This window comes from Mesorhizobium sp. M0152, from assembly GCF_040322415.1.
GTDB lineage: Bacteria > Pseudomonadota > Alphaproteobacteria > Rhizobiales > Rhizobiaceae > Mesorhizobium.
The window spans coordinates 81,307-105,710 of sequence record NZ_JAMYTH010000014.1 but is presented as its reverse complement, the minus strand read 5'-3'; the positions used below and the strand labels follow the sequence as shown (position 1 = coordinate 105,710).

The window sequence follows — 24,404 nt, the reverse complement described above, 5'->3', positions numbered from 1 at the left end:
GAGGATCGTTGCCGGCCAGGAAGCGATCAGGGCGCAAGGCACTGCTGGGCCATGTCCGCTCCGGGGAGGAGGAAATTTGTTCAAGATCGAGCATAGGCGACCGTCGCCTCGACTGGATGAAAACGGCCCTGATCCGGCATCGCGTTTTGCTGTCCGGCGGCCGCTGCGGTTCAGACCCGGCCGTTCCATGCCTGGCTCGTACCTACCGCCCGGCGGCACTATCGCCTTCCCTGCCATTCAGAGCGATGGCGGCAGGCTTCCGCCCTCCCCGGCAACCGGGCTCCAGGAGAACTGACGATGGTCACCACTGTGTTCATCGTCGACGACCATCCGCTGGTCCTGCATGCCCTTGAGAACCTGATTGCCGGCGCCCCCGGCTATAGCGTCGTCGGATCGGCGCTGGATGGCAGGAGTGCGCTGACGATGATCCGGCAAGAGCCGCCCGATGTCGCGGTGATCGACCTGAACATGCCGGGGTTCAGCGGGCTCGACGTTGCCGTCGAACTCGGCAAGGAGGCGCTGGCCACGCGCTGCGTGCTGTTGACGGCCGGCGCATCGCAAGGTCAGCTCTACGATGCGGTCATGGCTGGCATCGCCGGCATCGTGTTGAAGGAGGCCCCGGTCGGGACGCTGCTGAACTGTATCCGCCTGGTCGCCGGCGGCGGCCACTGGTTGCCCGCTGAAATCGTCGGCGAGGCCCTCGAAGTCGAAGCGTCGCGCCGCATCAAATGGCAGAAGCTCTCGCAGCGGTTGACAAGGCGCGAGATGGAAATTGCCGTACTGGCCGCATCCGACAAGCCAGGCGGACAGATCGCGTTCGAAATCGGCATCTCGAACGGTACGCTGAAAATCCATATGAACAACATCTATCGCAAATTGCAGGTCTCCTCGCGGGCCCAGTTCGCGCAGCTCGCCGCAGGCCAGATCGGACTGAAGGCCCCGCATCGGGCGAGTGACAGCGCTGCCGTGTTCGCGAAACCGCTGGCGGCGCGCAATGCCGATGACGAAGGCCGCGCGGAGCCGCCGGCCCTGCATGACAGGCACGGGCTCGGTGCCAGGGGCTGATAAGCGATAACCCGCTAAAGCACGACGGGACAGCCGCTTCCGTGAGCCGAACACCGTTCAAGGCGCCACTTTCGAGGCCAGCCGTGGACCGGTCTTGACGTCGACGATCTCGGGTCTGGCGCTGTCGACCGCACCGTCCCAGCCGCCGCCGAGCGCCTTGTTCAGGGCGATGTAGTTGGTCGCCAAAAGGACGCGGCTTTGCAGCACCTTATTGCTGGTTGACCGCTGCCGGCGCCTCGCCCGCATCCCGTCCAGGATCCTGCCCGGAACCCTGCTTGATCGCCTTGCCCTTGAAGATGCGGCGCACCGTGACGAACAGCAGCGGCACCAGGAACACGCCGATCACCGTCGCCGCGATCATGCCGCCCATGACGCCGATGCCGACCGAGTTCTGCGCGCCCGACCCGGCGCCGCTGGCGATCGCGAGCGGCGTGACGCCGAGGATGAAGGCCAGCGACGTCATCAGGATCGGCCGCAACCGCTGTCGCGCTGCTTCCAGCGTCGCCTCGACCAGACCCATGCCGGCCGTCTGCCGCTCGATGGCGAATTCGACGATCAGGATGGCGTTCTTGGCGGCGAGGCCGATCGTGGTCAGCAGGCCGACCTTGAAGTAGACGTCGTTGGTCTGGCCGAACAGGCTTGCCGCCAATAGCGCGCCGAAGATGCCGATCGGCACCGAAAGCATGACTGCGAACGGGATCGACCAGCTCTCATAGAGCGCTGCCAGGCACAGGAACACGACCAGCGTCGAGATCGCATAGAGCGATAGCGCCTGATTGCCGGAAAGCCGCTCCTGGTGCGACAGCCCGGTCCATTCGTGGGAATAGCCGGCGGGCAGCTCGGCCATCAGCCTGTCGATCTCGTCCATGGCAGCGCCCGAACTCACGCCCGCGGCCGCCGCCCCCTGGATCTCGACCGCCGCCGAACCATTGTAGCGTTCGAGCCGCGGCGAGCCGAACGTCCAGTGGCTGGACGCGAAGGCCGAGAACGGCACCATGGCGCCGCTGGAGTTGCGCACCTGCCATTTGTCCAGGTCTTCCGGCTGCATGCGAAAATTCGGAGCCGCTTGCAGATAGACCGGCTTCACCCGTCCGCGATCGATGAAATCGTTGACGTAGTCGCTGCCCCAGGCGGTCGATAGCGTGTTGTTGATATCGGCGAGGCTGACGCCGAGCGCGCTGGCTTTTTCCTGGTCGATATCGACGGAGAATTGCGGCTGGTCCTCCTGGCCGTTGGGCCTTGTGTTGGCCAGCACCTTGCTCTGTCCGGCAAGGCCGAGAAGCTGGTTGCGCGCCTGGATCAGCGCGTCATGGCCGGTGCCGTTGACGTCCTGCAGGTAGAAATCGAAGCCGTTGGTGTTGCCGAACCCCTGGATGGCGGGCGGAGCAAGCGCGAACACCTGCGCATCCTTGATCCTGGTGAAGGCGCCCATGGCGCGGCCGGCGATCGCCTGCGCTGCCAAGGCCGGCGATTTGCGCAGGTCGAAATCCTTCAAACGCACGAAGGCGATGCCGACATTCTGACCGGCGCCGCCGAAGCCGAACCCGGAGGCGGTGAAGACCCCCTCGACCGCGTCCTTCTCTTCCTTGAGATAATGGTCGGTCACCTCGGTCAGCACGCGCTCGGTACGGTCCTGCGTCGCGCCGACCGGCAGCTGCACGCTGGTGATCAATATGCCCTGGTCCTCTTCCGGCAGGAACGAACTCGGCAGCCGCGCGAACATCCAGCCCATGGCGATGACGATGGCCAGGAACACGACGAGGAAGCGCTTGCCCCGGTTGATGATGCCATGCGAGCCGTCGCGGTAGGCTGTCGTGCCGCGGTCGAAGACACGGTTGAACCAGCCGAATGGACCCGTCTGCGTCGCATGGTCCTTGGGCCGCCGCAGGATGGTGGCGCAAAGCGCCGGCGTCAGCACCAGCGCGACCAGCACCGACAGCACCATCGCCGAGACGATGGTGACCGAAAACTGCCGGTAGATGATGCCGGTCGAGCCGCCGAAGAAGGCCATCGGCACGAACACCGCCGACAGCACGGTGGCGATGCCGATCAGCGCGCCGGTGATTTCGTTCATCGACTTGCGCGTCGCCTCTTTCGGCGGCAGGTCTTCCTCCTGCATGACGCGCTCGACATTCTCGACGACGACGATGGCGTCGTCGACCAGAAGGCCGATGGCGAGCACCATGGCGAACATGGTCAGCGTGTTGACGGAATAGCCGAACAGCGCCAGCACGCCGAACGTGCCGAGCAGCACCACCGGCACGGCAATCGTCGGGATGATGGTGGCGCGCAGGTTCTGCAGGAAGATGAACATCACCAGGAACACCAGCACGATCGCCTCGGCCAGCGTCTTGACCACCTCCTCGATCGACAGCCGCACGAAGGGCGAGGTGTCGTAGGGATAGACGACCTCGACGCCTTGTGGGAAAGTCGAGCTCAGGCGGTTGATCGTCGTGCGCACCGCTTCGGCCGTGCTGATGGCATTGGCGCCGGTCGCCAGGCTGACGGCGACGCCCGCCGCCGGCTTGCCGTTGTAGTTGGCCTGCGTCGTGTAGCTTTCGGCGCCGAGTTCGACGGTGGCGACGTCGTTGAGGCGAACCAGCGAGCCGTCCGTCTGGCTCTTCAGGATGATGTTGCGGAACTGTTCGGCGGTCTGCAGCCGGCTTTTGGCCGTTACCGTGGCGTTGAGCTGCTGGCCCTTGCGCGCCGGCAGACCGCCGAGCTGGCCGGCCGAAACCTGCGTATTCTGCGCCTCGATCGCGGTCGCGACGTCGTTCGGCATAAGCGCGTATTTGGCGAGCTGGTCCGGGTCGAGCCAGATGCGCATGGCATAGCCCGAACCGAAAAGCTGCGTCGAGCCGACACCCTCGACGCGCTTCAGCGTGTCGTTGATGGTGGCGTCGACATAGTCGGCGAGATCGGTCGAGTTCATCTTGCCGTCGCTGGAGACGAAGCCGATGACCATCAGGAAGCCGGTCGAGGATTTGGAGACGGTGATGCCGTTGCTCTGCACCACCTGTGGCAGCTGCGACTGCACCAATTGCAGCTTGTTCTGCGTCTGCACCTGTGCGGTGTCGGGATCGGCCGCACTGGTGAAGGTCAGCGTGATCGAGGCCGAACCGGTCGAGGTCGAGGTCGCCGTCATATAGTCGAGATTGTCGATGCCGGTCATGCCTTGCTCGATGACCTTGGTCACCGAATTCTCGACCGTCTGCGCATCGGCGCCCGGATAGGTCGCGCTGATGTTGACCGTGGTCGGCGCGATCTGCGGGTATTGCGAGATCGGCAGCGTGGTCAGCGCCAGCAGGCCGCCCAGCATGATCACGATGGCGATCACCCAGGCAAAGATCGGCCGGTTGATGAAGAATGCGGACATCGGCTCAGTTCCCGGTCGAGGCGCCAGGCGCCGGTTGCTGGCCGCCGGCGCCATTGGCGGGAGCGGGTACGGCCGACGTCTGCCCGCGGTCCTTGATCTCGCCCGTCGCCTCGTCGATCGTCACTTCGACCCCGGTCGCATCGCCGCCGGGGCGCACGAGCTGCATGCCTTCGACGATGACGCGGTCGCCGTCGCCGACGCCTGAATCGACCAGCCAGTTGTTGCCGACGCTATTGCGCACGGCGAGCACCCTCGTCTCGACCTTGCCTTGCGCGTTGATGACCATGGCCGTCGGCTCGCCCTTGGTGTTGCGGCTGACGCCGCGCTGCGGTACCAGGAAACTGTTCTGCGCGACGCCCTCCTCGACCAGCGCCCGCACATACATGCCCGGCAGCAGCAGCCGGTCGGGATTGGGGAACTCGGCCCTGAGCGCGAACGTGCCGGTGCTCTGGTCGACATTGGCGCCGGCGAATTCCAGCTTGCCGGTCTGCGCATAGATGCTGCCATTCTCGAGCTTCAGCTTGACGCTGACATTGGGGCCGCTGAACTTCAGCCGCCCTTCCGAGATCGCCTGGCGCAGATTGAGCAGGTTGGTGCTCGACTGCGTGACGTCGACATTGATCGGATCGAGCGAGCGGATGGTGGTCAACACCGTATCCTGGTTGGCGGTGACCAGCGCGCCGGGCGTCAGTGTCGACTTGTCGATGCGGCCGGCGATGGGAGCGGTGATCGAGGTGCGGTCGAGGCTGATGCGCGCGGTTTCCGCGCTGGCCCTGGCCGAGGCGACATCCGCCTGTGCCTGCGCCAGCGTGGCGGCGGCATCGTCATAATCCTGTTTGGAAACAACGTTCTGCTTCAAAAGGCCGGCGTAGCGGTCGAACTTGGCCTGCGCTGTAGGCACCGCCGCTTCCGCCTTCTGCCGGGCCGCGACCGCGCTGTCATAGGCGGCCTTATAGCTTGCCGGGTCGATGAGGTAGAGCGGCTGTCCCGCCGCCACCTCGCTGCCCTCCTTGAACAAGCGCTGCTGGATGATACCGTTCACCTGCGGGCGCACTTCGGCGATCAGCGAGGCGGCCGTGCGCCCCGACAATTCGGCCGTGATCGCGACCGATTGCGGATGCAGCGTTACGACGCCGACTTCCGGTTTGCCGACCCCGCCCATGCCCGCAGGAGGCTGGCCCTGCTCCTGCGAACAGGCCGCCAGAAGAATGATCGTGACGAGCATCGCGCCCCAGGGCGCGAGCCGGCGTGGCTTGGCCGGCAGAAGAGACTGGCAAGACTGGATGGGCATGACTTGAGTGAGCTTTCGGCTGGAGTTTCGGTCGCCGCCTGGCTCCCGGCATCGGATCGTTCCCCCAGGAACCGGCCGGGCAGCGCTGGGTATCGTTCATAAGATGTAGCCGACCGGGACTTGGACAAGGTTGCGTTGAGACAGCGGGCCGTCAGCCCGACATGCTTCGGATGGCCATGAGGATAGGAAGCGTCTTTGTCTGCTTCGCGTCGGCGTGTTGCCGAAGGTTTCCGCAAAAGGGCAATTTGTTTCCGAATGTTTCCGCGCCCGGCCGGAAACATTGCGTTGCAATTTTCCATGCCGCTCGGGCGCGGCTCTCTCTATAGTCGGCGCCAAGCAAGGTCACCCGCAATGCACTCACAACCCCATATCCTCGTCGTCGACGACGACCGCGAGATCAGGACGCTGCTCGGCCGCTATCTCGACGGCCAGGGCTTTCGTGTCTCGGTGGCGGCGGACCGGCGCGAGTGCGAGCAGAGGCTCGCCTCGGGCAACTTCGACCTGGTCGTGCTCGACGTCATGCTGCCGGACGGCTCGGGGCTCGACATCTGCCGCGCCTTGCGTGATCGCAAGCCGCACATTCCCGTCATCCTGCTGACGGCGCTGAAGGAGGATGTCGACCGCATCATCGGTCTGGAACTCGGCGCCGACGACTATCTCGGCAAGCCGTTCAATCCGCGCGAACTCACCGCCCGCATCCGCGCCGTGCTGAGGCGCTCGGCGCCCGAGGAAGCGCCCGCCCCGCCGCGCCCGCGCATCTACCGCTTCGCTGGTCACAGGCTGGAGCCGGACACCCGCAAGGTGATGGACGCGCAAGGCGCTGCGATCGACCTCACCGGCGCCGAGTTCGACCTTTTGCAGGTGTTCCTCGACCGCCCCGGCCGGCTTCTGTCGCGCGATCAGCTGCTCGATCTGACGCAAGGCCGCGAGCGCGACCCGCTCGAACGCTCGGTCGACGTGCTGATGAGCCGGCTGCGCCGCAAGTTCACCGACACCGGCGACGGTCCGCTTTTCAAGACCGTGCGCAATGGCGGCTACCAGTTCACCGCGCGCGTCGAGACGGTGGAGGGCCAGGCGTGAACTCGCTGCGCCGGCGCCTTATCCTCTTGCTGGTTGCCTCGATCGTCGGCGTCGTCGCCCTGGCGACCGCCGCCGTCATCAGCGTGCGCGGCGGCGGGCCGCCGCCGGAACTCACCATGCCCTGGGTCGCCCAGCAGATGGAACTCATGGTGCGGCTGCTGCCCGGCCCGCTTCCGGACGTCCTGCGGGTCGAGATGAGCGACCATCCGGCCGGCGGCAAGGTCGATCGCGAAGAGACGGCAATGCTCGGCGACTTGCTGCGCCGCCGCGGCCTCGACATTGCGGCCGTCGTCAGCGAGAAAGCCGGCGAGCCCCATCTCGCCTCGGTGCGCCTGCCCGACAATCGCTGGGCGATCATGGAGGTTCCCCACATCACCCCGCCGAGACGGGAGTGGCTGGTGCTGGCCGGGTGGATCTCGCTGATCGTGGCCGGCGCCACCGCCGTCTCGGTCTATTTCACCTCGGTATTGATCCGGCCGCTCGAAATGCTGGAGGCCGCCGTCTCCAAGATCGGCTCGGACGGCATGCTGGCGGCGGTTCCGGAAGTGGGATCGGCCGAGGTCAAGGCGACGGCGCATGCGCTGAACCAGCTCTCGTCCCGGCTGAAGACCGCTATGGAGAGCCGCATGCGCCTGGTCGCCGCCGCCGGCCACGACCTGCGCACGCCGATGACGCGCATGCGGCTGCGCGCCGAATTCCTCGATGAGGAGCGCGACAAATGGCTCCACGACCTCGACGAGCTCGACCGCATCGCCGACAGCGCCATAAGGCTGGTGCGCGAAGAGGTGAACCAGGATGCCGTCGAGCCGGTCGATCTGGAGAGGATGGTGCGCGACATCGAAGCCGAGATGGTGTCGCTCGGCCGTGCCGTGTCGGTCGGGCACCTCGACAAGGTTTCGGTGCGGGCCGGCGCGCTCGGCCTGCGCCGGGCGCTGCGCAACCTGATCGTCAACGCCGCCACCCACGGCAAGGCCTGCACCATCGCCCTTGCCGTGGCGAACAGGCGCGCCGTGCTCAGCATCTCCGACACCGGGCCCGGCATTCCGCCCGATCTCATCAACAAGGCGTTCGAGCCCTTCTTCCGCGTCGACCCCGGCCGCCAGCAATCCATCCCGGGCGCCGGCCTCGGCCTCGCCATCGCCAAGGAAATCATCGAGCGCTACGGGGGAACGGTGACGCTGGAGAACCGCCGGGGCGGCGGGCTGGCGCAGACTGTGGTGTTCGAGGCGGTGTGATTGGACGCGGGGGTGGTGAGATTGATACGCCAGCAGGACAGAGCGGGCGCGAAGGATCGCGGCTTCCCTTTCTCCCAGGCAAAGCGGGAGCGGAAGCACATCGCGCGAAGTGAGCTACGGTGTCGCGCGGAGGTTCCTGGGGATGCGCCGCCTGCCGGCTGCACGGGCTTTCTTCGCCACCGCGCCGGTAATCTCGACCACGGTCTCGTGCTGCCTGCCGTTGGTGGCCTTGTGGAGGCGCTCGTAGGGCAGCAACTCCTTGATCCGGGCGTTGAGTGACACGATCTCGGCTCTGAGATCCTCGCATTCCTGCTTCTGGACGTCGAACTGTATCTGTTCCGATGCCTGTTGCAGCGTGAGCTGCGAAAGATTGGCGTTCACTTTCGAAAGGCTCATCCTGTCGTTTTCGCTCTCACTGGTGAGCGCGGACAATCTTTCGTCGGCGACTTTCCTTTCGGTCAGGGCGTCGTTCAGGTTGCTCTTGAGCCTGGCGATTTCGGCGGCAGCGTCGCTGTTCTCGTTCGAGGCCTGCTCCAGTCGCGATTGCAGGTCCTGCATCTCGGAACGCAACCCGCGCATTTCCGCCTGGCTGCGAGCCAGCTCGGCTTCCCTGTCGCCGTCCATCATGCGGGCCTCTTCTGTCAGCTCCGACAGCTTCGCCTGTGCGGTCTCGAGCGACTTCTGGAGCCGCATCTCCTCTTTCTCGCTCTTGCCGAGCGCGGCCAGCAGTTCCGCAAGCCGCGCGGCTTCGCTGGCATGGATCGTCGAGAGCTCGTCGAGCCTATGGCGCGCCTGGGATTCCCGCTTCAGCGCCTTGTCGAGATCGATCGACAGGCTGACATGTTTTTCCCGCAGCATCTTGCTCTCGCGCAGGCGCCTGTTGGCCTCGACCGTCCTGGCGGTCAGCCGCTTGGCGATGTCGCCAAACTCCGCTTCGCGTTTTGCTTGCGCATTGGCTGTCTCCACGAGCTCCAGCCTTACCGCCGCAAGCGCTGAACGAAGCGCCTCCCTGTCCTGAACCAGGCTTGCCTCGCGCTGTTGCAGCACTTCGAAAGCGCCTTCGCGCTCGCGGAGCTTTCTCGTCGCGTCGTGCAGCTTTTCCGACAGCGTTCGTTGGTCCGCGGTCAGGCCGGCATTCGCCAGCTCCAGCTCGTTGGCGCGAAGAATGTCGCTGTGGAGGATGTTGAGGAATTCGCGTGTCAGATGGTGTGACGTCGCGATCTCCGACAACTTGCCGTTGATCTCCTCCAGATAGTCCCTGGCGTCGTGGAAGAGCCCTTCGAAGGCACTTAATGCAGCCAGCCGGGTCTGGGTATGGGACGTCAGTCTTGGAGCGGTTCCGGGACTGTCCGTATCATCCGCACTGTCCGAATCTGCCGCGTTCGCTTCGGGCGGCGCGTCGTAAAGACTTGCCGCCGGATCCGGGACGTCGTCGCCGGCTGGTGGCTCCCGGTCCTCGGCGCTCAGGCTGGAATCCAGCGCGTCGGCCACGTCGATCTGCAGTTCCTGGAATGCTTTGTCTACGTCCTCGGCACGCTTGATCAGGGCCTTGAAGTTCATGCCCGAACTCCTTACGCATATCCCAACTGGCACTTAACGAGTTGCTAACATATCCTTACATGCACCGATTGCGCAGGGGAAGCCCCCCTTTTGGGGGACGGCAGTTCGGGACAATGGAGGGGTTTTGGGCCGCGAGCAACCATTGCCGCGGCCTTGGAAAACCTGGATCTCGCCAGGCGGGGCGACGAACCCGTTCCTGGCAATGCTGGCGCAGCCGCAGCCGGTCCGCTTTGCGGATCGACCCTCCCCCAGCAGGGGGGAGATGAAGATCAGGCCGAGATCGCCATTGGCACGGCGCTCTTGTTCGGGATCTGGATGTCGATTTCCAGCGTCGACATGGTCTCGCCGCGGTCCATCGATACCTGCAGGTAATCCTGGTCGATCTGGACGTGCTTGGCGATGACGGCCATGATCTCCTCGCGCAGGATGGAGACGAGGTCGGGCTGGCTGCGGTTGCGGCGCTCGTAGGCGAGCAGCACTTGCAGCCGCTCGCGCGCCACGGGCGCGCTGGAGCGCCGCCGGAAGAGGTCGAACACGTTCATGCCGCCCTCCTTCCCAACAGACGGTCGAGAAAGCCCTTGCGCTCGAAGGGAACGACTACAGGCAAATCCTCGCCTTCCAGCCGCTTGGCGGCGTCCAGATAGGCGCGGGCGGCTGAGTTGAGCGGCTCCGACAGCGTCACCGGCGAACCGAGGTTGGAGGCACGCAGCACATCCTGGCTCTCGGGGATGATGCCGAGCAGCGGCACCGACAGGATTTCCAGCACGTCGTCGATGGAGAGCATTTCGCCGCGCGCCGCGCGCGCCGCGTCGTAGCGCGTGACCAGCACGTGCTTGGCGATCTGCTCGCCCTGCTCGGCGCGCATGGTGCGGGCGTCGAGCAGGCCGATGATGCGATCGGAATCGCGCACCGAGCTCACTTCCGGATTGGTGACGATGACCGCCTCGTCGGCAAAGCGCATGGCGAGCTGCGCGCCGCGCTCGATGCCGGCCGGGCTGTCGCAGAACACGTAGTCGAACACCGAGCGCAGCTTCTCGATGACCTGGCCGACGCCTTCCTCGGTCAGCGCGTCCTTGTCGCGCGTCTGCGAGGCCGGCAGCAGGAACAGCGTCTCCAGCCGCTTGTCGCGGATCAGCGCCTGAGACAGCTTGGCCGTGCCCTGGATGACGTTGACGAGGTCGAATACCACCCGCCGCTCGGCGCCCATGATCAGGTCGAGATTGCGCAGGCCGACGTCGAAATCGACGAGCGCCACCTTCTTGCCGGTCTTGGCCACGGCCGCACCGAGGGCCGCCGTCGAGGTGGTCTTGCCGACGCCCCCCTTGCCCGAGGTGACCACCACTACCTTGCCCATGAAAAATGCCTCCGTTGTTGTTGGTTTGTTGTTGTCCTGGCCGGCCGCCCGGCACTGAAATCCCGGCTGCTCACCGAAGCGGCTCGACGCGCAGCCCGTCGCCTTCGAGATAGGCCTGGACCGGCTTGCCGCGCGAAACGCCTTCCATCTCCTCGGCGGTGACGTACCAGCCGTCGACCGACAGAAGCTCGGCCTCGTTCTTGCGGCAGAAGATGCGCGCGCCGGTGTCGCCGAGCGCCCCCGCCGAAGCGCGCCCGCGCAGCGTGCCATAGACATGGATCGAGCCGGCGGCGACGATCTCCGAACCGGAAGCGACCGAGCCGAGCACGACGACATCGCCATGCGCATGCATGATCGTCTGGCCGGAACGGATCGGCGACTTGATCATCAGCGTCCCCGATTCGTATTGTGCGGCATGCGGCTCGCTTTCACCCGCCTTGCTTGCGCCAGCCTTGCCTTTGCCATCGCTGCCAGCATCCGCGCTCGCTTCCATGCCGTGGTCTGGCGCCCTGCCCTCGGCCTTGCCATCTGATCTGCCGGAATCCTCCTCCCGCGCCACCCCAGCCCCCTTGCGGCCGGGCAACAGCCCATCCGTCGTCGCCTCCTTGGCGCCGACGAGCAGCGGCGGCAGTTCGGCGCCGAGCGAAGCGCCTTCGAGTTCGATGGCATAGATGCGGATGCCGCGCGTCCCAAGCTCCGCCACCAGCGCAGCGATCTCGCTCGCCCCGGGTTTCAAAGCGTTGAGATCGAGCAGCACCGGGCGCCCGCTGAAATAACCCGGCGAGTTGCCGATCCAATGGTCCAACCCCTCCAGCCAAGCCGCCAAAGGCACTTCCGGGGTCAACGTGAAAGCGACGAAGGAACGGGCGCGAAAGCGAATGGATTTGGCCTCGAGGGGGGCGGCAAAGGTCACGGCTGGCGAATCCTTACTGAGAGGTAAACGCTAGCGAGGAAATGGTTAACGAATGGTTAATGAGGGAGATAACTACTTGGCAGCCCGCATGAAACAGGAGGGTCGGCTAACGCGGGCTGGGGATGCCAACTGGCGACACATTGTGCGTTTTGATAGGGGGCCGGAAGCCGAAGGTCTGGATTCGGGATGACTGGCCCAGAGAGCCGCCTGCGTATCCAACCTGCTTACCTGGGCGGCAGCAACTGCCATGAGCCACTTGTCAGCTTGACTGCGGGCGCATCACTTGTCGGCCTCCGATCTTTCACTCGGTGGGTAACGGCAGCAGATCAAGCCGCGGCACAAATTCCTCCAGCGAGTCGTCGAGCACCGGGGGTTCTTCCTCGGCCTCCTGCTTGGGCTCGACCATCAGGAGACCGATGACGACCAGTGCGAGAGAGGCCCAGGTCAGAGCTGGTATCGCCTCTCCAAGCAACAGCATACTCCAGCATATGCCGGCTGCTGTCCCTGCGTAGGCGTTCTGGCTGGCGAAGACAGCACCAGTGCTGGAGATCAGCAGAATGAAGAGCAGCATCGCCAAATTGCCTGCGGCAGCCATCAGCAAGACGATGACGCCAAGCCGACCGGCCAATAGATCAAACGGTATGAAGTCCTGATAAAAAGCGGCAAGTGGGATCAGCATCAGAACCGAGACAACGAGCGTGATGCCGAACAGGGCAACGTTATCGATGTTGGCGGGCTTGGACTCTGAGAGATAGATATCCTCGGCCGCATAAGTGACCGGGACTACAAGAGCAATGACAAGCCACACCCAACTGGTGGCCATTTCTCCGGGCTCTCCGTAGAGGAGAATGATGAAGATGCCGACGAGACCCAATCCAAGCCCTAAAAAGCGCTTCAAATTCGGAGCTTCGGTCCGCATCAGAGCGGCGAACAAGAAGACAGCAAATCCCTCGAGCACGATGACAATGGAGACGATAGAAGCTGGGAGCTTGCTTGCCACCCAATAGACCAGGACCTGGTTGATCACCGAGCTAATGAACGCAAAACCAAGGATGAACTTCCAATCCGCTCGCGTGAGATCCTTGAGGCTCGGCATTGTCTGTCGCTTCACACTAATCCCGATGCAGAATACAGCTCCGATGATATCAATGAAGATTGCCAATCCGACCGGATGAGCCTCAACGAGCGAAGCCATCTTAGAAAGTGGCACGACGATTCCCCATAACCCACCACATGCCAGCAGCAGTAGAGCGCCGCGAAACGTGCGAATATTCTGCCGCATCCTTCGCTCTCGCTCGTAGACCTTCTGGGCCATTGTTGCGAACACGGTGGCGAGCTTGCCGAGACCATCTGTACGGTTTGCCAAATCGCGGATGCCAAGCTTCGAAGGATTGAACCGCCCGGTCTCCAAGGTGGCGGCCGCCCTGGTCAGCTTGGCCACCTGCCGCAGATATTCCGTCTCAACGTCGCGGAGTCTTTTTTTCTCGATACAGGTGGCAACACGTGCCTTGAGTAGAGCGAGTTCAAAGTCCTTTGGCAGAAAGTCTTCCGCGCCAAGCTCGATGGCGCTTATCACGCTGCTCATTTCTTCATCGAGCGCCGAAATGACGATCACCGGCAGATCGCGAGTGGCTCGCGAAGACTTGAGGGCCTTGAGCACCTCGAAACCATCCATTTCGGGCATGACTATATCAAGGAGAACGAGGTCAAATGAATTCTGGGCAACCTGTTCGAGCGCCAGCTTGCCGCTCGCGACGGCTGTTGTTTCATGGCCGAGCGTTTGGATGGCTTTGCTGAGTTTCAGGCGCACAGTGCCTGAGTCATCGACTATGAGGACGCGCGCTCCCTCAGGTATGCGAGCCTCAGTTGCGCGAGCCTCAGGTGGTTGAGTCTCCGATACTATGCTCATTCTGATCCCCCTCTTTTCAAATCGGCAAGGCGCGAGCTGAGATCTTGTTTCGCCGTGTCGCACTCGCCCGCGATGAGTTCCACTTCCGTCGTGGCCCCGCTGGGCAGACCATCGCGGCAGGATTTTTCCATCGCCTCGCAAAGCGCGGAAAGCTGGTTCGCGCCGAAGTCCCGTGCGCTCGATTTCAGTGTATGGGCAGCCCGTCCAAGGCCTGAACGGTCGCCGGATTCTGCAGCGCGGCGCATCTGCTCGACGAGCAACGGGGATTCATTCAGAAAACTCTCAATGAGTTCGGCCAGAGAGTCTTGATCCCCACCTATGAGATCAAGGAGCTTGTCCAGAGCTTCCTGTGCAACAGCCATGACCAGACCTTTGTCGTCAGTTGTGCTTGGGCGCGCGTTTCAGCGAGGCGACCAACTCCTCCACTCGCAGCGGCTTGCTTAGGTAATCATCCATTCCAGCTTCCAGGTACCGCTCGCGGTCCCCGGCTATTGCATTGGCGGTAAGCGCCACGATGAAAGGCTGCAGCGAATCCCCGGAGCCTGATGAGCGGATCAACCTTGTGGCTTCGAGGCCGTCCATGTCCGGCATCTCGATATCCATCAGGATGACATCGTGTTGTCCCTTGGCGAATGACGAAATCGCCGTCTCTCCATCCACCGCCAAATCTACCTTGTAGCCAAGCCGTTCAAGCACCTTGGAGCCAATCTTCCGATTGGTGATGTTGTCATCAACCAGCAGGATCCGAAGCGGCAATTTTGTCGCCATTTCGCTATCGAGGAATGGCCCCTTGGGTTGATCAGGCTTGGTCGAACGCGTCGAAGCCTCGGCAAAGACCGACATGAAAGCATTGAGGAGTGGCGAGGGCTTGATCGGCTTAGGAAGCATGGCCGCAAATTTGATACTCTCAATATCCGCCCTGTTTCTCTCATCAAGGGGCACGAGGGAACTCAGCAATATCAGTGGAAGGTCACCGCTTTGACCAAGCCCACGTAATCGTTTGGCCAGTTCTATGCCGTCCATCTCGGGCATGTTCATGTCGAGCACGAGGGCGTCATAATTTTCGCCGCTCGAAATCCTCCTCAATGCGTCGAGGGGCGATTCAGTTGTGTGTGGTACCATTGCCCAGGATTGGGCCTGCAGAGACAAGATGCGCCGGTTGGTTGCGTTGTCGTCAACGATCAGCAACCGCTTACCCGCAAGTTCAACTTTGACCACAGACATTTGCGCTTGCCTGGGAGCGGGCGCAACGGCAGCGCGGATCGTGAAGAAGAATGTCGTACCCGACCCTTCAACACTTTCCACCCATACCTCCCCACCCATCAGTTCTGCCAGGCGTTTGCTAATCGCCAACCCTAGTCCGGTTCCGCCATAGCGCCGCGTCGTCGAGGCATCGACCTGGCTGAAGGACTTGAACAAGCGATCCAATCGGTCCTCGGGAATACCGATACCGGTATCGCGTACTGCAAACTGCAGGGTGCACAAGCCCTTTTCGCCTCCGCGGTGGGCTATCCCCGCGCCCTCAGCTGCGGGCAGAACTTTTGTCACCGATAGTACAATTTCACCCCGTTCGGTGAATTTCACAGCATTGTTGAGGAAATTGAGCAAAATCTGCCGCAGTCTGGTGCTGTCTGCGACAATCCCGTCAGGCGTACCGGGCTCCACCAGGTACGCTAGGTCGAGCCCCTTCTCCGCGGTCTTGGAGGCTACCAGGTCAATTGCGCTCTCAAGGCATTCCCGCAGTTCGAAGGGCCTTGGATCGAGCTCCAGCTTGCCGGCCTCAACTTTGGAGAAATCGAGTATGTCATTGATAATCGTTAGCAGTGCTTCGCCGCTGTGGCTGATGGTCTCGCTAATCTCCCGTTGTTCAGCGTCAAGGTTTGTACCAAGCAGCAAGTTGCTCATTCCGATCACGCCGTTCATTGGCGTGCGGATTTCGTGGCTCATCGTCGCCAGAAAAGAACTCTTCGCCTCATTTGCCGCCTCGGCCGCCTCCTTTGCCTGTTGCAGCGCAAGGGACAGCAGTTTGAGTTCGGTGAATAGCTGCGCGTTATGAAGGGCAGCGCCGGCGTTGGCTGCAATGGTAGAAAGCAAGCGGAGCGAGTCATCGGTAAAAATGCCCTCCCGCGTAGTACTCTGAACGCTGATAACTCCAAGCGTTCCTTGCGCCGTTTTGATCGGAACGCCGAGGTAGGACAAGGCATCCTTGCCGACGGGGGTCGCCCCGATCTGAGCGCCGCGTTCTGCCACATCCTGGTTGATGAGCAGCGGCTCGCCAGTCTCTATGATCTTGCTTGTCAGCCCTTCGCCAAGGGTGAGCGTGGTGAAGGCCTCGCCAAACTGATAGGGAAAATGGATTAGGTTGGTTTCCGGGTCAAGCAGAGCGACGTAGACAATATCGGCGTCGAAGATTTCCTGCATCTGGTTGCCGATCAACTGGATCGTGCTTTCGAGTTCCGACTCGGCGATGAGCGCTTGGCTGACCGTGCTGATGGCGCTCAGCTCGGCGGCGCGGGCTTCTGTCACCTTAAGGAGACGCTGAGTCTCGTCGAACAGGCGGGCATTGGCAATGGCAACGCCCATGTTGGAGGCGACCGTCTGCAGCAGGCGAACGTGGTTTTCGTCGAAGGCATTCTTCTGGTAGCTCTGTACACTGACGACACCCAGTGTTCTTTCACCGGAGTTGATCGGCACGCCTATGTAAGATGCGGTTCTATCCACTTCGTTGGGAAAATAAGCGCCAAGCTCTATTCCTTCCTCCTGAGTGCAAAAGACCAATGGCTTACCTGTTGCGATGATTTTCGACGACACTCCTATGCCTATTGGAAATGGCTCGATGACTCGGTACTTCCTAAAGTAGGCATAAGGGACATGGACCAGGCCGGACTCACTATCGTGTAACAGAATTTCACTGACCTCTGTGCCGAAGGCCTCTCGCACTTTGTCGCCCACGAGGCGAATAACCGTGTCCAGATTCAGCGACTTCGTCATCGCCTCGCCGACGCTGTTGAGAATGGCCAGTTCCTTTGCGCGGTCCTCTGTCACCTTCAGCAGTCGCTGGGTTTCGTCGAAAAGGTGGGCGTTGGCTATGGCGACGCCCATGCCCGATGAGAGTCCCTGCAACAGACGCACATGATCTTCATTGAAGACATTCTTCTCGTAGCTCTGTACGCTGACAACGCCCAGAATTTTGTCTCCGGCGATGATCGGCACAGCCAGGTAGGATTCGGTCCTGTCCTCCTCCGTAGGCATGAGAGCGCCCAACTCGATGTGTTGCTCGTTCGAGCCCAAAACCAGGGGTTTGCCAGACAGTATCACCTTGGAGGTCAGTCCTTCGCCCATCGCAAATGGTTCAGGGTCCTGATAATCCTTGTAGAACGCATAGGGCACGGAGATCAGATCAGATGATTCATCGCGCAACAGAATCTCAGTAACGTCTGTGCCAAATATTTCGCGCACCTTGTCACCGACGATGCGGGTCACTGTCTTGACATTCAGCGTTTTCGCCATCGCCTCGCCGACGCTATTGAGGATGGCCAGTTCCTTTGCGCGGTCCTCAGTCACTTTCAGCAGTCGCTGGGTTTCGTCGAAAAGGCGGGCGTTGGCGATTGCAACGCCCACGCTGGAGGAGAGCCCTTGCAGCAGACGCACATGATCTTCGCTGAATGCATTCTTCTGGTAACTCTGCACGCTCACGACGCCCAGAGTTCTGTCTCCGGCGATGATCGGCACCCCTATGTAGGATTCAGCTCGCTCATCTTCGGTGAGCGCAATGACACCCAACCCAAGGGCCTGCTCGAAAGTTCCGATGATCAACGGCTTTCCCGATAAGATGACCTTGGAGGTAAGGCCTCCACCCATGGTAAAAGGCTCCACCTCTACATAGTCCCGATAGAATGAATATGGGACAGTGATCTTGTCGGATATCCCATCACGCAACAGGATTTCAGTGATGTCCGCCCCGAACATTTCGCGCACTTTATCGCCGACGATGCGGGTCACTGTCTTGACATTCAGCGTCTTCGCCATCGCCTCGCCGACGCTGTTGAGTATGGCCAGTTCCTTTGTGCGTTCCTCCGCATGCATGAGCAGATGCTTGTTTTCAGCAGAAAGATGGTCAAGTTCAATTGACGCAGTCGCTTTGGCGATTTCCAGCTCGGCAATGTACCGGTTGGCGGATTCGAGTCGGCTAGTAAGGTCGATTTCCACTGAGTTCTGCATGTCGGTCTTTCCCCCGAAGGAACATTCCGCCAAAGGTTGAGCGGCATCCTTCCCCAACTGCCATCGTACATTAGCAAGCACTGTTACATGCCGAGCGCTTGATTGACAGTACCTGGCTCGCGTCTTTGCGCAGCCACTAGCCTGCGATGTCTGCTTCTGCCGCAAGTCGCGCCCTCACGGTCTTCACGAGCAATGTGCGCTTTCGCAGGCGGCCAAGCCTGCCGTAATGACCGAGATGGGCGCAAAGCTCCCATCCGAGAATGATGCAGAGAATGAGCCCTCCAAATGGATTTGCTGTTGTCTCTAGGTGGCGGCGATGCCGTGTCGTGTATCGCTATCGCTAACGCCAAGTACGGCAGGTTAGCCCATCACCGCCCCTTGAAATACTGCACCTCCCGCTCATGCTTCTCCGCCGCTTCGCGCGTGTCAAACGTGCCCAGGTTTCGCCGTTTGCCCGTCTTTTCGTCCTTCTTGCGCGAATAAAGGCGGTATTTTCCGTCCTTGAGTTTTCAGATCATTTTGCTTGTCCCTCATCGGGAGTTCGCCGCCTTTTGGTCGCGAGGTGGCGCGCGGCTTGCTCGATCGCGGCGCGGTCGTTGCCCAGTCGGTCGAGCAGTTCCTGCGCCTCGTCGCCCGATATGCCGGTGCGCACCGCCAGTTCCTCGACCGTCAGCACGTCGGAGCTGGCGATCTCGCGGGGCAGCGCATCGCCGGCCGTCAGCGGCAACGCCGCCTCGCGGTCGATCTCGGCCTCGGCCTGGTGCCAGTGCCGCTCGGGATCGCCGTGAATGCCGCCTTCGCGTTCCCAGATCTGGTATGCGCGCTCACGAATCTTGTCTTCCCTGTCGTTGTCCATCTTCATTCCTCCCTTGCGTCAGGAATGAACGCGCCGCCGATCCGAACGATCCAAACATTCTGCGTGATCGCTCGCCGGCCGCTGGAAAGAGCGCACGAGGCGCCATGCAAAGCCGGCCGTCTACTGGCGCTGGCGCCTACTGGCACTGGCGCCTGGGTCCGCCGGAATATGGCTGGTAGCTGTTGTCTTCCGGCCGGTAGGAGCGATAGCGGCTGAAGCAATAGTCGATGTGGTCGGCGGAAGCGCCGTCGTCTGTTGCGACATAGCTGCCCAAGCCCGGTGCGTTGTCCTCGACGTAGCTGGCGGCGGGCGGCTGCGCGACGCGGTCGGCGGCCTCGAAATAGGGCGAGATGCAGGGGCGCTGCTGCCCGCTGTAGGAAAGATAGCTGTTGTCGTCCGGGCGATAGGAGCGGTAGCGGTCGGCGCACCACCGGACATGGGAAGCCGGCAGCTCGGCCTGTTCGGCCGCTGAGGCCACCGAGCCGGTCACCGTGGGGTCAGGCGCCGCCGGCTGCGCCTTGGGGGCGATATCGGATGGCGCGGGCTGCTCGGCCGGCACCCGCTGCAGCTTCTGTGCCGCCTTGTCCACCGGCCGCGCTTTCTTGGTCCACAGTTCCGCCACGCTGACGGTTGGCCTTGCCTGGTGGGCGGGCTTGGCGGCAAGCAGCCAGGCCGCGAAGACCAGGCCGCTGCCGAAGACCGCAAGGGTCAGCACGAAGCCGCAGACCAGTCCCAAAATCGCTTTCACGCCACGCTCCTTGAGCCCTTGCTTATAGAATGCGGAGTATCAAGGCTGGTTCCGGGCAAGCGAGGGGCAAACGCGGCAAACTGACGGCAAAGCCGAGACCGCGAGGCGGAACGGCGCACTCCCGACGTTTCGGCGCCAAAGAAGAGGTAATACGCGCCGCGGCTCCCCCGAAAGGCCGGCAAACGGAGAGGCGAGAAGAGAGCCCAGACACATTCCAGAAACAAAATTCAACAGTTGGGAAAAACTGGCGAAAAGATGGGATGGCATAACCATCCCCGCGGCGGCGGGAAAAAACGGCCGCGGTACAGGCGAACGGGGTGGTGCCGGCAATGCAACGAGGTTCGAACGGTTGGATCGGCGCCCTGCTCGGCATGTCGCTCGCCGCCAGCAGCGCCGGATCGGTGCCCCTGCCCCGCGCCCATGCTCCCGAACAGGTGAACACGGAGCGGCCGATTTTGTAAAACCGGCGCCGCGCAAAGCCAGTCATCGCCGTCGGAACCCGGGTTCTTCCCTTTTGGAAGCGCCAGTCATTCCGCCTTCATCAACAACGGTCAAATCGTAGCGGCGGCGACAAGTGCCTGCCGGCGAGGCGGCATGATCGAAATGTGCCTGGCGCGGCCAGGATGAGAAAGTTTTGGACATGGATCACGGTGTCGATATCGCCGAACTGGACAGGGAAGTCGCAAGATCGGGCGGAGAGCCCGAGCGGGGCGGCCTGGACGGCGTCGATGCACTTGTAAAGATCGCGCCGAGGGCCGTTGCGCGCACCCAGATACTGACGGGGGCCGATTTCGCCGGGGAAGGTCAACCCGGCGAGCGCCTCGACATGGTCTTCGGGCAGCTCGCGCAGACATTTGCGTCCGCACCCGCGGTGATCTGCGAAGGACGCGTCTGGACCTATCGCGAACTGGACCGGCGGGCCAACCAGTTCGCCCGCCTGCTGGTCGAGCGCGGCGTGCGGCCTGGCGGCAGGGTGGCGCTGCTTCTGGACCGTTCCGCCGACACCTATGTCGCGCTGCTCGCGGTGATGAAGGCAGGAGCGGCCTTCGTGCCGCTCGCCACCGCGTTCCCCGCGGAGCGGATGACGCTCATCATCGAAGACGCCAATGTGGAGCTGGTCGTCACGCTCGCCGCCTATGCGTCCCGCGCCGAGGAACTGCCCGTTCCCCATGTGCTGATCGACACGGCCGCCGCCGAAATCTCGGCGCAGCCCGAGGCGCCGCTGCGCGAAAACGGGGGGCAGCCCGACGACACCTGCTACATCCTCTACACCTCTGGCACCACCGGCCGGCCGAAAGGCGTGGCTATCAGCCATCGGAGCTTTGTCAACTTCATACGCGTCGCCGCCGCGTCCTACGGATACCGGCCGGGCGATCGCGTCTATCAGGGCATGACCATCGCCTTCGACTTTTCCGCCGAGGAGATATGGGTGCCGTTCGCCGCCGGTGCGACCGTCGTGCCGGCGCCTGGCCCGCTGACCCTGGTTGGCGAGGAACTCGCCGATTTCCTGCGGCACAATGAAGTGACCTGCATGGCCTGCAGCCCGACCCTGCTGTCCTCAATCGAAAGCGACGTGCCGAGCCTGCGCATGCTGCTGGTGGGCGGCGAAGCCTGCCCGCACAATCTGGTGGTGCGCTGGTCGCGGCCGGGGCGGCGGATCCTCAATACCTATGGCCCTACCGAGGCGACCGTCACGGCCACCATGGGCATGCTCACGCCCGATATGCCGGTGACCATCGGCGCGCCGCTGCCCACCTATTCGATCGTCATTCTCGACCCTTCGGTCCCAGCGCTGGCCGAACCCGGCGAATTGGGCGAAATCGGCATCGCCGGCATCGGCTTGGCGGTGGGTTATCTCAACAGGCCCGACCTGACCGAACAGAAATTCATCGCCGATTTCCTCGACCTGCCGAACAATCCGTCGCGGCGCATTTACCGGACGGGCGACCTTGGCCTGATCAACGACGACGGCGAGATCGAGTATCGCGGGCGCATAGACACCCAGGTGAAGATCCGCGGATACCGCATCGAACTCGGCGAGATCGAGGCGGTGCTGATGGACCAGCCCGCGATCGCGCAGGCCGCCGTCACCACCTGGGAGATCGAGCCCGGCCGCGTGGAACTGGTCGCCTATTACGCGCCCAGGACCGGGCTGCCGCCGATCTCGCGCGCCGATCTCGCCCGCGAGCTGAAGCGCCGCCTGCCGGACTACATGGTGCCGTCCTACCTCGAGGAATTGCCGGCGATCCCGATGACGGTCTCCAACAAGGCCGACCTTCGCCGCCTTCCCAAGCCGACAAGCGTCCGGGTTTCGGCCGAGGGCACGATGGTGCGGCCCGGCAATGACGACGAGCGTTTCCTGGCGGACGCGCTGGCCACGGTGCTGAAATTCGACGCGGTGTCGGTCGAGGACAATTTCTTCGACGATCTCGGCGCCAATTCGCTGCTGATGGCCCATTTCTGCGCGCGCGTGCGCACCAGGAAGGAATGGGCGACCGCGTCGATGCGCGACATCTATCTCTACCCGACCGTGGCGCTTCTGGCCAAGCACCTGAGCGCTCCGGAAGAGATGACGACGGCCACCAACAAGCCTGTCCTCACCCGCCAGGCTTCGAACCTTGCCTACTGGACCTGCGGCGCCGCACAGCTCCTGTTCTACGGACTCTACAGCTATGGCTCGTTGTGGGCGATCAACGACGGCCTAAACTGGATGTATGAAGCGCTCGACGACCCGCTTCAGCTCTATCTGCGCTGCGTGGTGCTTTCGGCGGGCGTCTTCTTCGGCATGTCGGGCTTTGCCGTCCTTGCAAAATGGGTGCTGGTCGGCCGCTGGAAGGCCGAAGCGTTTCCCATCTGGGGCCTGCGTTACTATCGCTTCTGGGTCGTGAAAACCTTGATCCGCACCGCGCCGGTCGTGCTGTTCCGCGGCAGCCCGCTCTACAGTGTCTACCTGCAGCTTCTCGGCACCAGGATCGGGAAGAACGCCGTCATCGAATCCCGTTCCGTGCCGGTTTGCACCGATCTCATTTCGATCGGCGCCAACACGATCCTGCGCAAGGAATCGATGATCCTCGGCTACCGCGCCCAGTCCGGCTATATCCATACCGGGTCGCTGACCATCGGCCGCGATGCCTTCGTCGGCGTCGGCTGCACGCTTGATATCGACACCAGCATCGGCGACGGCGGCCAGCTCGGCCATTCGTCCTCGCTGCAGCGCGGGCAAAGCATCCCGGATGGCGAACACTGGCATGGATCGCCGGCCGTGCCGACCACGGCGGATTATTGCAAGGTGCGCAATGTAAACCCTTCCAATGTCCGGCGCTTCCTGTTCGAAGCCGTCCAGTTGGTGGGGTTGTTTGCCATCGTCACGCCGCTGCCGCTGCTGTTCCACAGCTATTGGGAAAATGTCGGCGACGACTATCAGGAGACGATCGGCGTTGTCGCGATCGGCACCACGGTCACCCTTTTCGGATATATCGCGGCGGCCTTCCTCGCCGCGACGGTGGTGCCGCGCTTGATTAGCCTGGTGCTGAAGCCAGGCCGCACCTATACGCTCTACGGCTTCCGCTACTGGCTGCAGACCGTCGCCGAATTCTCCAGCAATTCGCGGGTGCTCGGCCTGCTGTTCGGCGACAGCTCGGCCATCGTCCATTACATCAGGGCCATCGGCTGGAACCTCAACACGGTGGTGCAGACCGGCTCGAACTTCGGCAGCAACCAGCAGCACGAAAACCCGCTTCTGTGCGAGATCGGCACCGAAACCATGGTGTCGGACGGGCTGTTCATGATCAACATGCACAAATCCGCCACCGCGTTCCAGCTCGAGCGCACGAGGATCGGCGAGCGCAATTATCTCGGCAACAACATCTACTATCCGCCGGACGGGCGCACCGGCGACAACTGCCTGCTCGGCACCAAGGTGATGATCCCCATCGATGGCCCGCTGCGCGAGAATGTCGGGCTCCTCGGTTCGCCTGCTTTCGAGATCCCCCGCATGGTCAACCGCGACAAGGAGCTTATCGCCGGCGTCGGCGAGAACGACCGGCGCCAGCGCATCCCGCTCAAGAACCGCCACAATATGGTGACGGTGCTGCTGTTCGTGGCGACGCAATGGGCCATGCTGTTCGTCACGCTGGCTATCTGGGACCGGGCGCTGAACTACTATACCGAATGGGCGGAGGTAGCCCTCTTCGTCGCCGTGCTCCTGACCTCGGCAATCACCATTCCGTTCTACATACTGGTCGAGCGGGCAAGCCTTGGCTTCGGCAGGCTGAAGCCGCAGATGACGACGATCTACGACGTCGCGTTCTGGCGCCACGAACGCCACTGGAAGCTCGCGGATTCGCCCATCGTGCGCCTGTTCAGCGGTACGCCGTTCCGGCCGATGATCCTGCGCCTGCTGGGCGTCAAGGTGGGCAAGAGGGTCTATGACGGCGGCAGCAACCTGACCGAGCGTTCGCTGGTGGAGATTGGCGACGACGTCACCCTCAACGAGGGCTGCGTCATCCAGGCCCATTCGCTGGAAGAAGGCGCGTTCAAATCCGATTTCATCCGCATCGGCAAGGGCTGCACGCTCGGGCCTTCCGCTTTTGTCCATTACGGCGTCGTGATGGGCGAAGGCTCGGTGGCCGATGCCGATGCCTTCGTGATGAAAGGCGAGGAGCTGGAGCCCTACTCCATATGGCGGGGCAACCCGGCCAAGCTCCATCGCTTCGTCACTCCGGTCGCGGACGCCGGCTCCGGGACTGCGGCTTGAAGACCGCAGAAATCCGCCTCGTTGCCGTGACCGAGGCCAA

General features: G+C 62.7%; 15 protein-coding genes and 1 pseudogene. 4 read left to right on the top strand and 12 right to left on the bottom strand.

What is annotated here, in order from left to right:
* The first annotated feature begins 297 nt into the window (after nucleotides 1-297).
* Nucleotides 298-1,065, top strand: coding sequence for a response regulator (locus tag NKJ26_RS16465; protein ID WP_352696203.1), 768 nt, complete (start codon nucleotides 298-300; stop codon nucleotides 1,063-1,065).
* Nucleotides 1,066-1,122: 57 nt separating this feature from the next.
* On the opposite strand, the pseudogene NKJ26_RS16460 reads toward NKJ26_RS16465, so the two are convergent.
* From NKJ26_RS16460 to NKJ26_RS16450, 3 genes and pseudogenes are all read right to left on the bottom strand, one after another.
* Nucleotides 1,123-1,272: pseudogene (locus tag NKJ26_RS16460) on the bottom strand (hypothetical protein); the annotation flags it as partial.
* A 1-nt stretch (nucleotide 1,273) separates the two neighbouring features.
* Nucleotides 1,274-4,441, bottom strand: a complete 3,168-nt coding sequence (locus NKJ26_RS16455; RefSeq protein ID WP_352696201.1) for an efflux RND transporter permease subunit — start codon at nucleotides 4,439-4,441, stop codon at nucleotides 1,274-1,276.
* A 4-nt stretch (nucleotides 4,442-4,445) separates the two neighbouring features.
* Nucleotides 4,446-5,732, bottom strand: coding sequence for an efflux RND transporter periplasmic adaptor subunit (locus NKJ26_RS16450; RefSeq protein ID WP_352696200.1), 1,287 nt, complete (start codon nucleotides 5,730-5,732; stop codon nucleotides 4,446-4,448).
* A gap of 351 nt (nucleotides 5,733-6,083) precedes the next feature.
* Between NKJ26_RS16450 and NKJ26_RS16445 the strand changes: the two genes are divergently transcribed.
* A complete protein-coding gene (locus NKJ26_RS16445; protein ID WP_352696199.1) occupies nucleotides 6,084-6,812 on the top strand; it encodes a response regulator in 729 nt (242 codons plus the stop codon).
* Entirely contained in the window at nucleotides 6,809-8,047 is a 1,239-nt protein-coding gene (locus tag NKJ26_RS16440) for an ATP-binding protein (protein ID WP_352601566.1), read from the top strand. The genes NKJ26_RS16445 and NKJ26_RS16440 overlap by 4 nt, the downstream gene beginning before the upstream one ends.
* A gap of 114 nt (nucleotides 8,048-8,161) precedes the next feature.
* Here NKJ26_RS16440 and NKJ26_RS16435 read toward each other — a convergent pair whose 3' ends face one another.
* The 9 genes from NKJ26_RS16435 to NKJ26_RS16395 form a co-directional block, all read right to left on the bottom strand.
* Nucleotides 8,162-9,607, bottom strand: a complete 1,446-nt coding sequence (locus NKJ26_RS16435; protein WP_352696198.1) for a coiled-coil domain-containing protein — start codon at nucleotides 9,605-9,607, stop codon at nucleotides 8,162-8,164.
* A gap of 269 nt (nucleotides 9,608-9,876) precedes the next feature.
* Nucleotides 9,877-10,149, bottom strand: coding sequence for a cell division topological specificity factor MinE (gene minE / locus NKJ26_RS16430; RefSeq protein ID WP_352696197.1), 273 nt, complete (start codon nucleotides 10,147-10,149; stop codon nucleotides 9,877-9,879).
* On the bottom strand, nucleotides 10,146-10,961 hold the full coding sequence (minD, locus tag NKJ26_RS16425) for a septum site-determining protein MinD (RefSeq protein WP_352601572.1): 816 nt from the start codon (nucleotides 10,959-10,961) through the stop codon (nucleotides 10,146-10,148). Before minD ends, minE begins: the two co-directional genes overlap by 4 nt.
* Nucleotides 10,962-11,031: 70 nt before the next feature.
* Nucleotides 11,032-11,874 carry a septum site-determining protein MinC gene (gene minC / locus NKJ26_RS16420; RefSeq protein WP_352696196.1) on the bottom strand — a complete coding sequence of 281 codons (843 nt, stop codon included), beginning with the start codon at nucleotides 11,872-11,874 and terminating at the stop codon, nucleotides 11,032-11,034.
* A gap of 301 nt (nucleotides 11,875-12,175) precedes the next feature.
* Entirely contained in the window at nucleotides 12,176-13,783 is a 1,608-nt protein-coding gene (locus tag NKJ26_RS16415) for a response regulator (protein ID WP_352601577.1), read from the bottom strand.
* A complete protein-coding gene (locus NKJ26_RS16410; RefSeq protein ID WP_352601579.1) occupies nucleotides 13,780-14,145 on the bottom strand; it encodes an Hpt domain-containing protein in 366 nt (121 codons plus the stop codon). The genes NKJ26_RS16415 and NKJ26_RS16410 overlap by 4 nt, the downstream gene beginning before the upstream one ends.
* A 16-nt stretch (nucleotides 14,146-14,161) precedes the next feature.
* Entirely contained in the window at nucleotides 14,162-18,004 is a 3,843-nt protein-coding gene (locus tag NKJ26_RS16405) for a GAF domain-containing protein (protein ID WP_352696195.1), read from the bottom strand.
* Nucleotides 18,005-18,518: 514 nt separating this feature from the next.
* The gene (locus tag NKJ26_RS16400) at nucleotides 18,519-18,860 is read right to left on the bottom strand and encodes a DUF2934 domain-containing protein (protein WP_352696194.1); all 342 of its coding nucleotides are present in this window, start codon (nucleotides 18,858-18,860) and stop codon (nucleotides 18,519-18,521) included.
* A gap of 136 nt (nucleotides 18,861-18,996) precedes the next feature.
* Nucleotides 18,997-19,608 (bottom strand): BA14K family protein, encoded by a 612-nt coding sequence (locus NKJ26_RS16395; protein WP_352696193.1) that lies wholly within the window; start codon nucleotides 19,606-19,608, stop codon nucleotides 18,997-18,999.
* A gap of 640 nt (nucleotides 19,609-20,248) precedes the next feature.
* Between NKJ26_RS16395 and NKJ26_RS16390 the strand changes: the two genes are divergently transcribed.
* Nucleotides 20,249-24,364: a Pls/PosA family non-ribosomal peptide synthetase gene (locus NKJ26_RS16390; protein ID WP_352696192.1), complete on the top strand. Its 4,116-nt coding sequence runs from the start codon at nucleotides 20,249-20,251 to the stop codon at nucleotides 24,362-24,364.
* Nucleotides 24,365-24,404 lie beyond the last annotated feature (40 nt).

What these genes read in the sequence shown, in the direction of transcription:
- NKJ26_RS16465 (WP_352696203.1), top strand. Translation starts at nt 298, where the DNA reads ATGGTCACCACTGTGTTCATCGTCGACGACCATCCGCTGGTCCTGCAT.
- NKJ26_RS16455 (WP_352696201.1), bottom strand. Translation starts at nt 4,441, where the DNA reads ATGTCCGCATTCTTCATCAACCGGCCGATCTTTGCCTGGGTGATCGCC.
- NKJ26_RS16450 (WP_352696200.1), bottom strand. Translation starts at nt 5,732, where the DNA reads ATGCCCATCCAGTCTTGCCAGTCTCTTCTGCCGGCCAAGCCACGCCGG.
- NKJ26_RS16445 (WP_352696199.1), top strand. Translation starts at nt 6,084, where the DNA reads ATGCACTCACAACCCCATATCCTCGTCGTCGACGACGACCGCGAGATC.
- NKJ26_RS16435 (WP_352696198.1), bottom strand. Translation starts at nt 9,607, where the DNA reads ATGAACTTCAAGGCCCTGATCAAGCGTGCCGAGGACGTAGACAAAGCA.
- minE (WP_352696197.1), bottom strand. Translation starts at nt 10,149, where the DNA reads ATGAACGTGTTCGACCTCTTCCGGCGGCGCTCCAGCGCGCCCGTGGCG.
- minD (WP_352601572.1), bottom strand. Translation starts at nt 10,961, where the DNA reads ATGGGCAAGGTAGTGGTGGTCACCTCGGGCAAGGGGGGCGTCGGCAAG.
- NKJ26_RS16415 (WP_352601577.1), bottom strand. Translation starts at nt 13,783, where the DNA reads ATGAGCATAGTATCGGAGACTCAACCACCTGAGGCTCGCGCAACTGAG.
- NKJ26_RS16410 (WP_352601579.1), bottom strand. Translation starts at nt 14,145, where the DNA reads ATGGCTGTTGCACAGGAAGCTCTGGACAAGCTCCTTGATCTCATAGGT.
- NKJ26_RS16405 (WP_352696195.1), bottom strand. Translation starts at nt 18,004, where the DNA reads ATGCAGAACTCAGTGGAAATCGACCTTACTAGCCGACTCGAATCCGCC.
- NKJ26_RS16400 (WP_352696194.1), bottom strand. Translation starts at nt 18,860, where the DNA reads ATGGACAACGACAGGGAAGACAAGATTCGTGAGCGCGCATACCAGATC.
- NKJ26_RS16390 (WP_352696192.1), top strand. Translation starts at nt 20,249, where the DNA reads ATGGATCACGGTGTCGATATCGCCGAACTGGACAGGGAAGTCGCAAGA.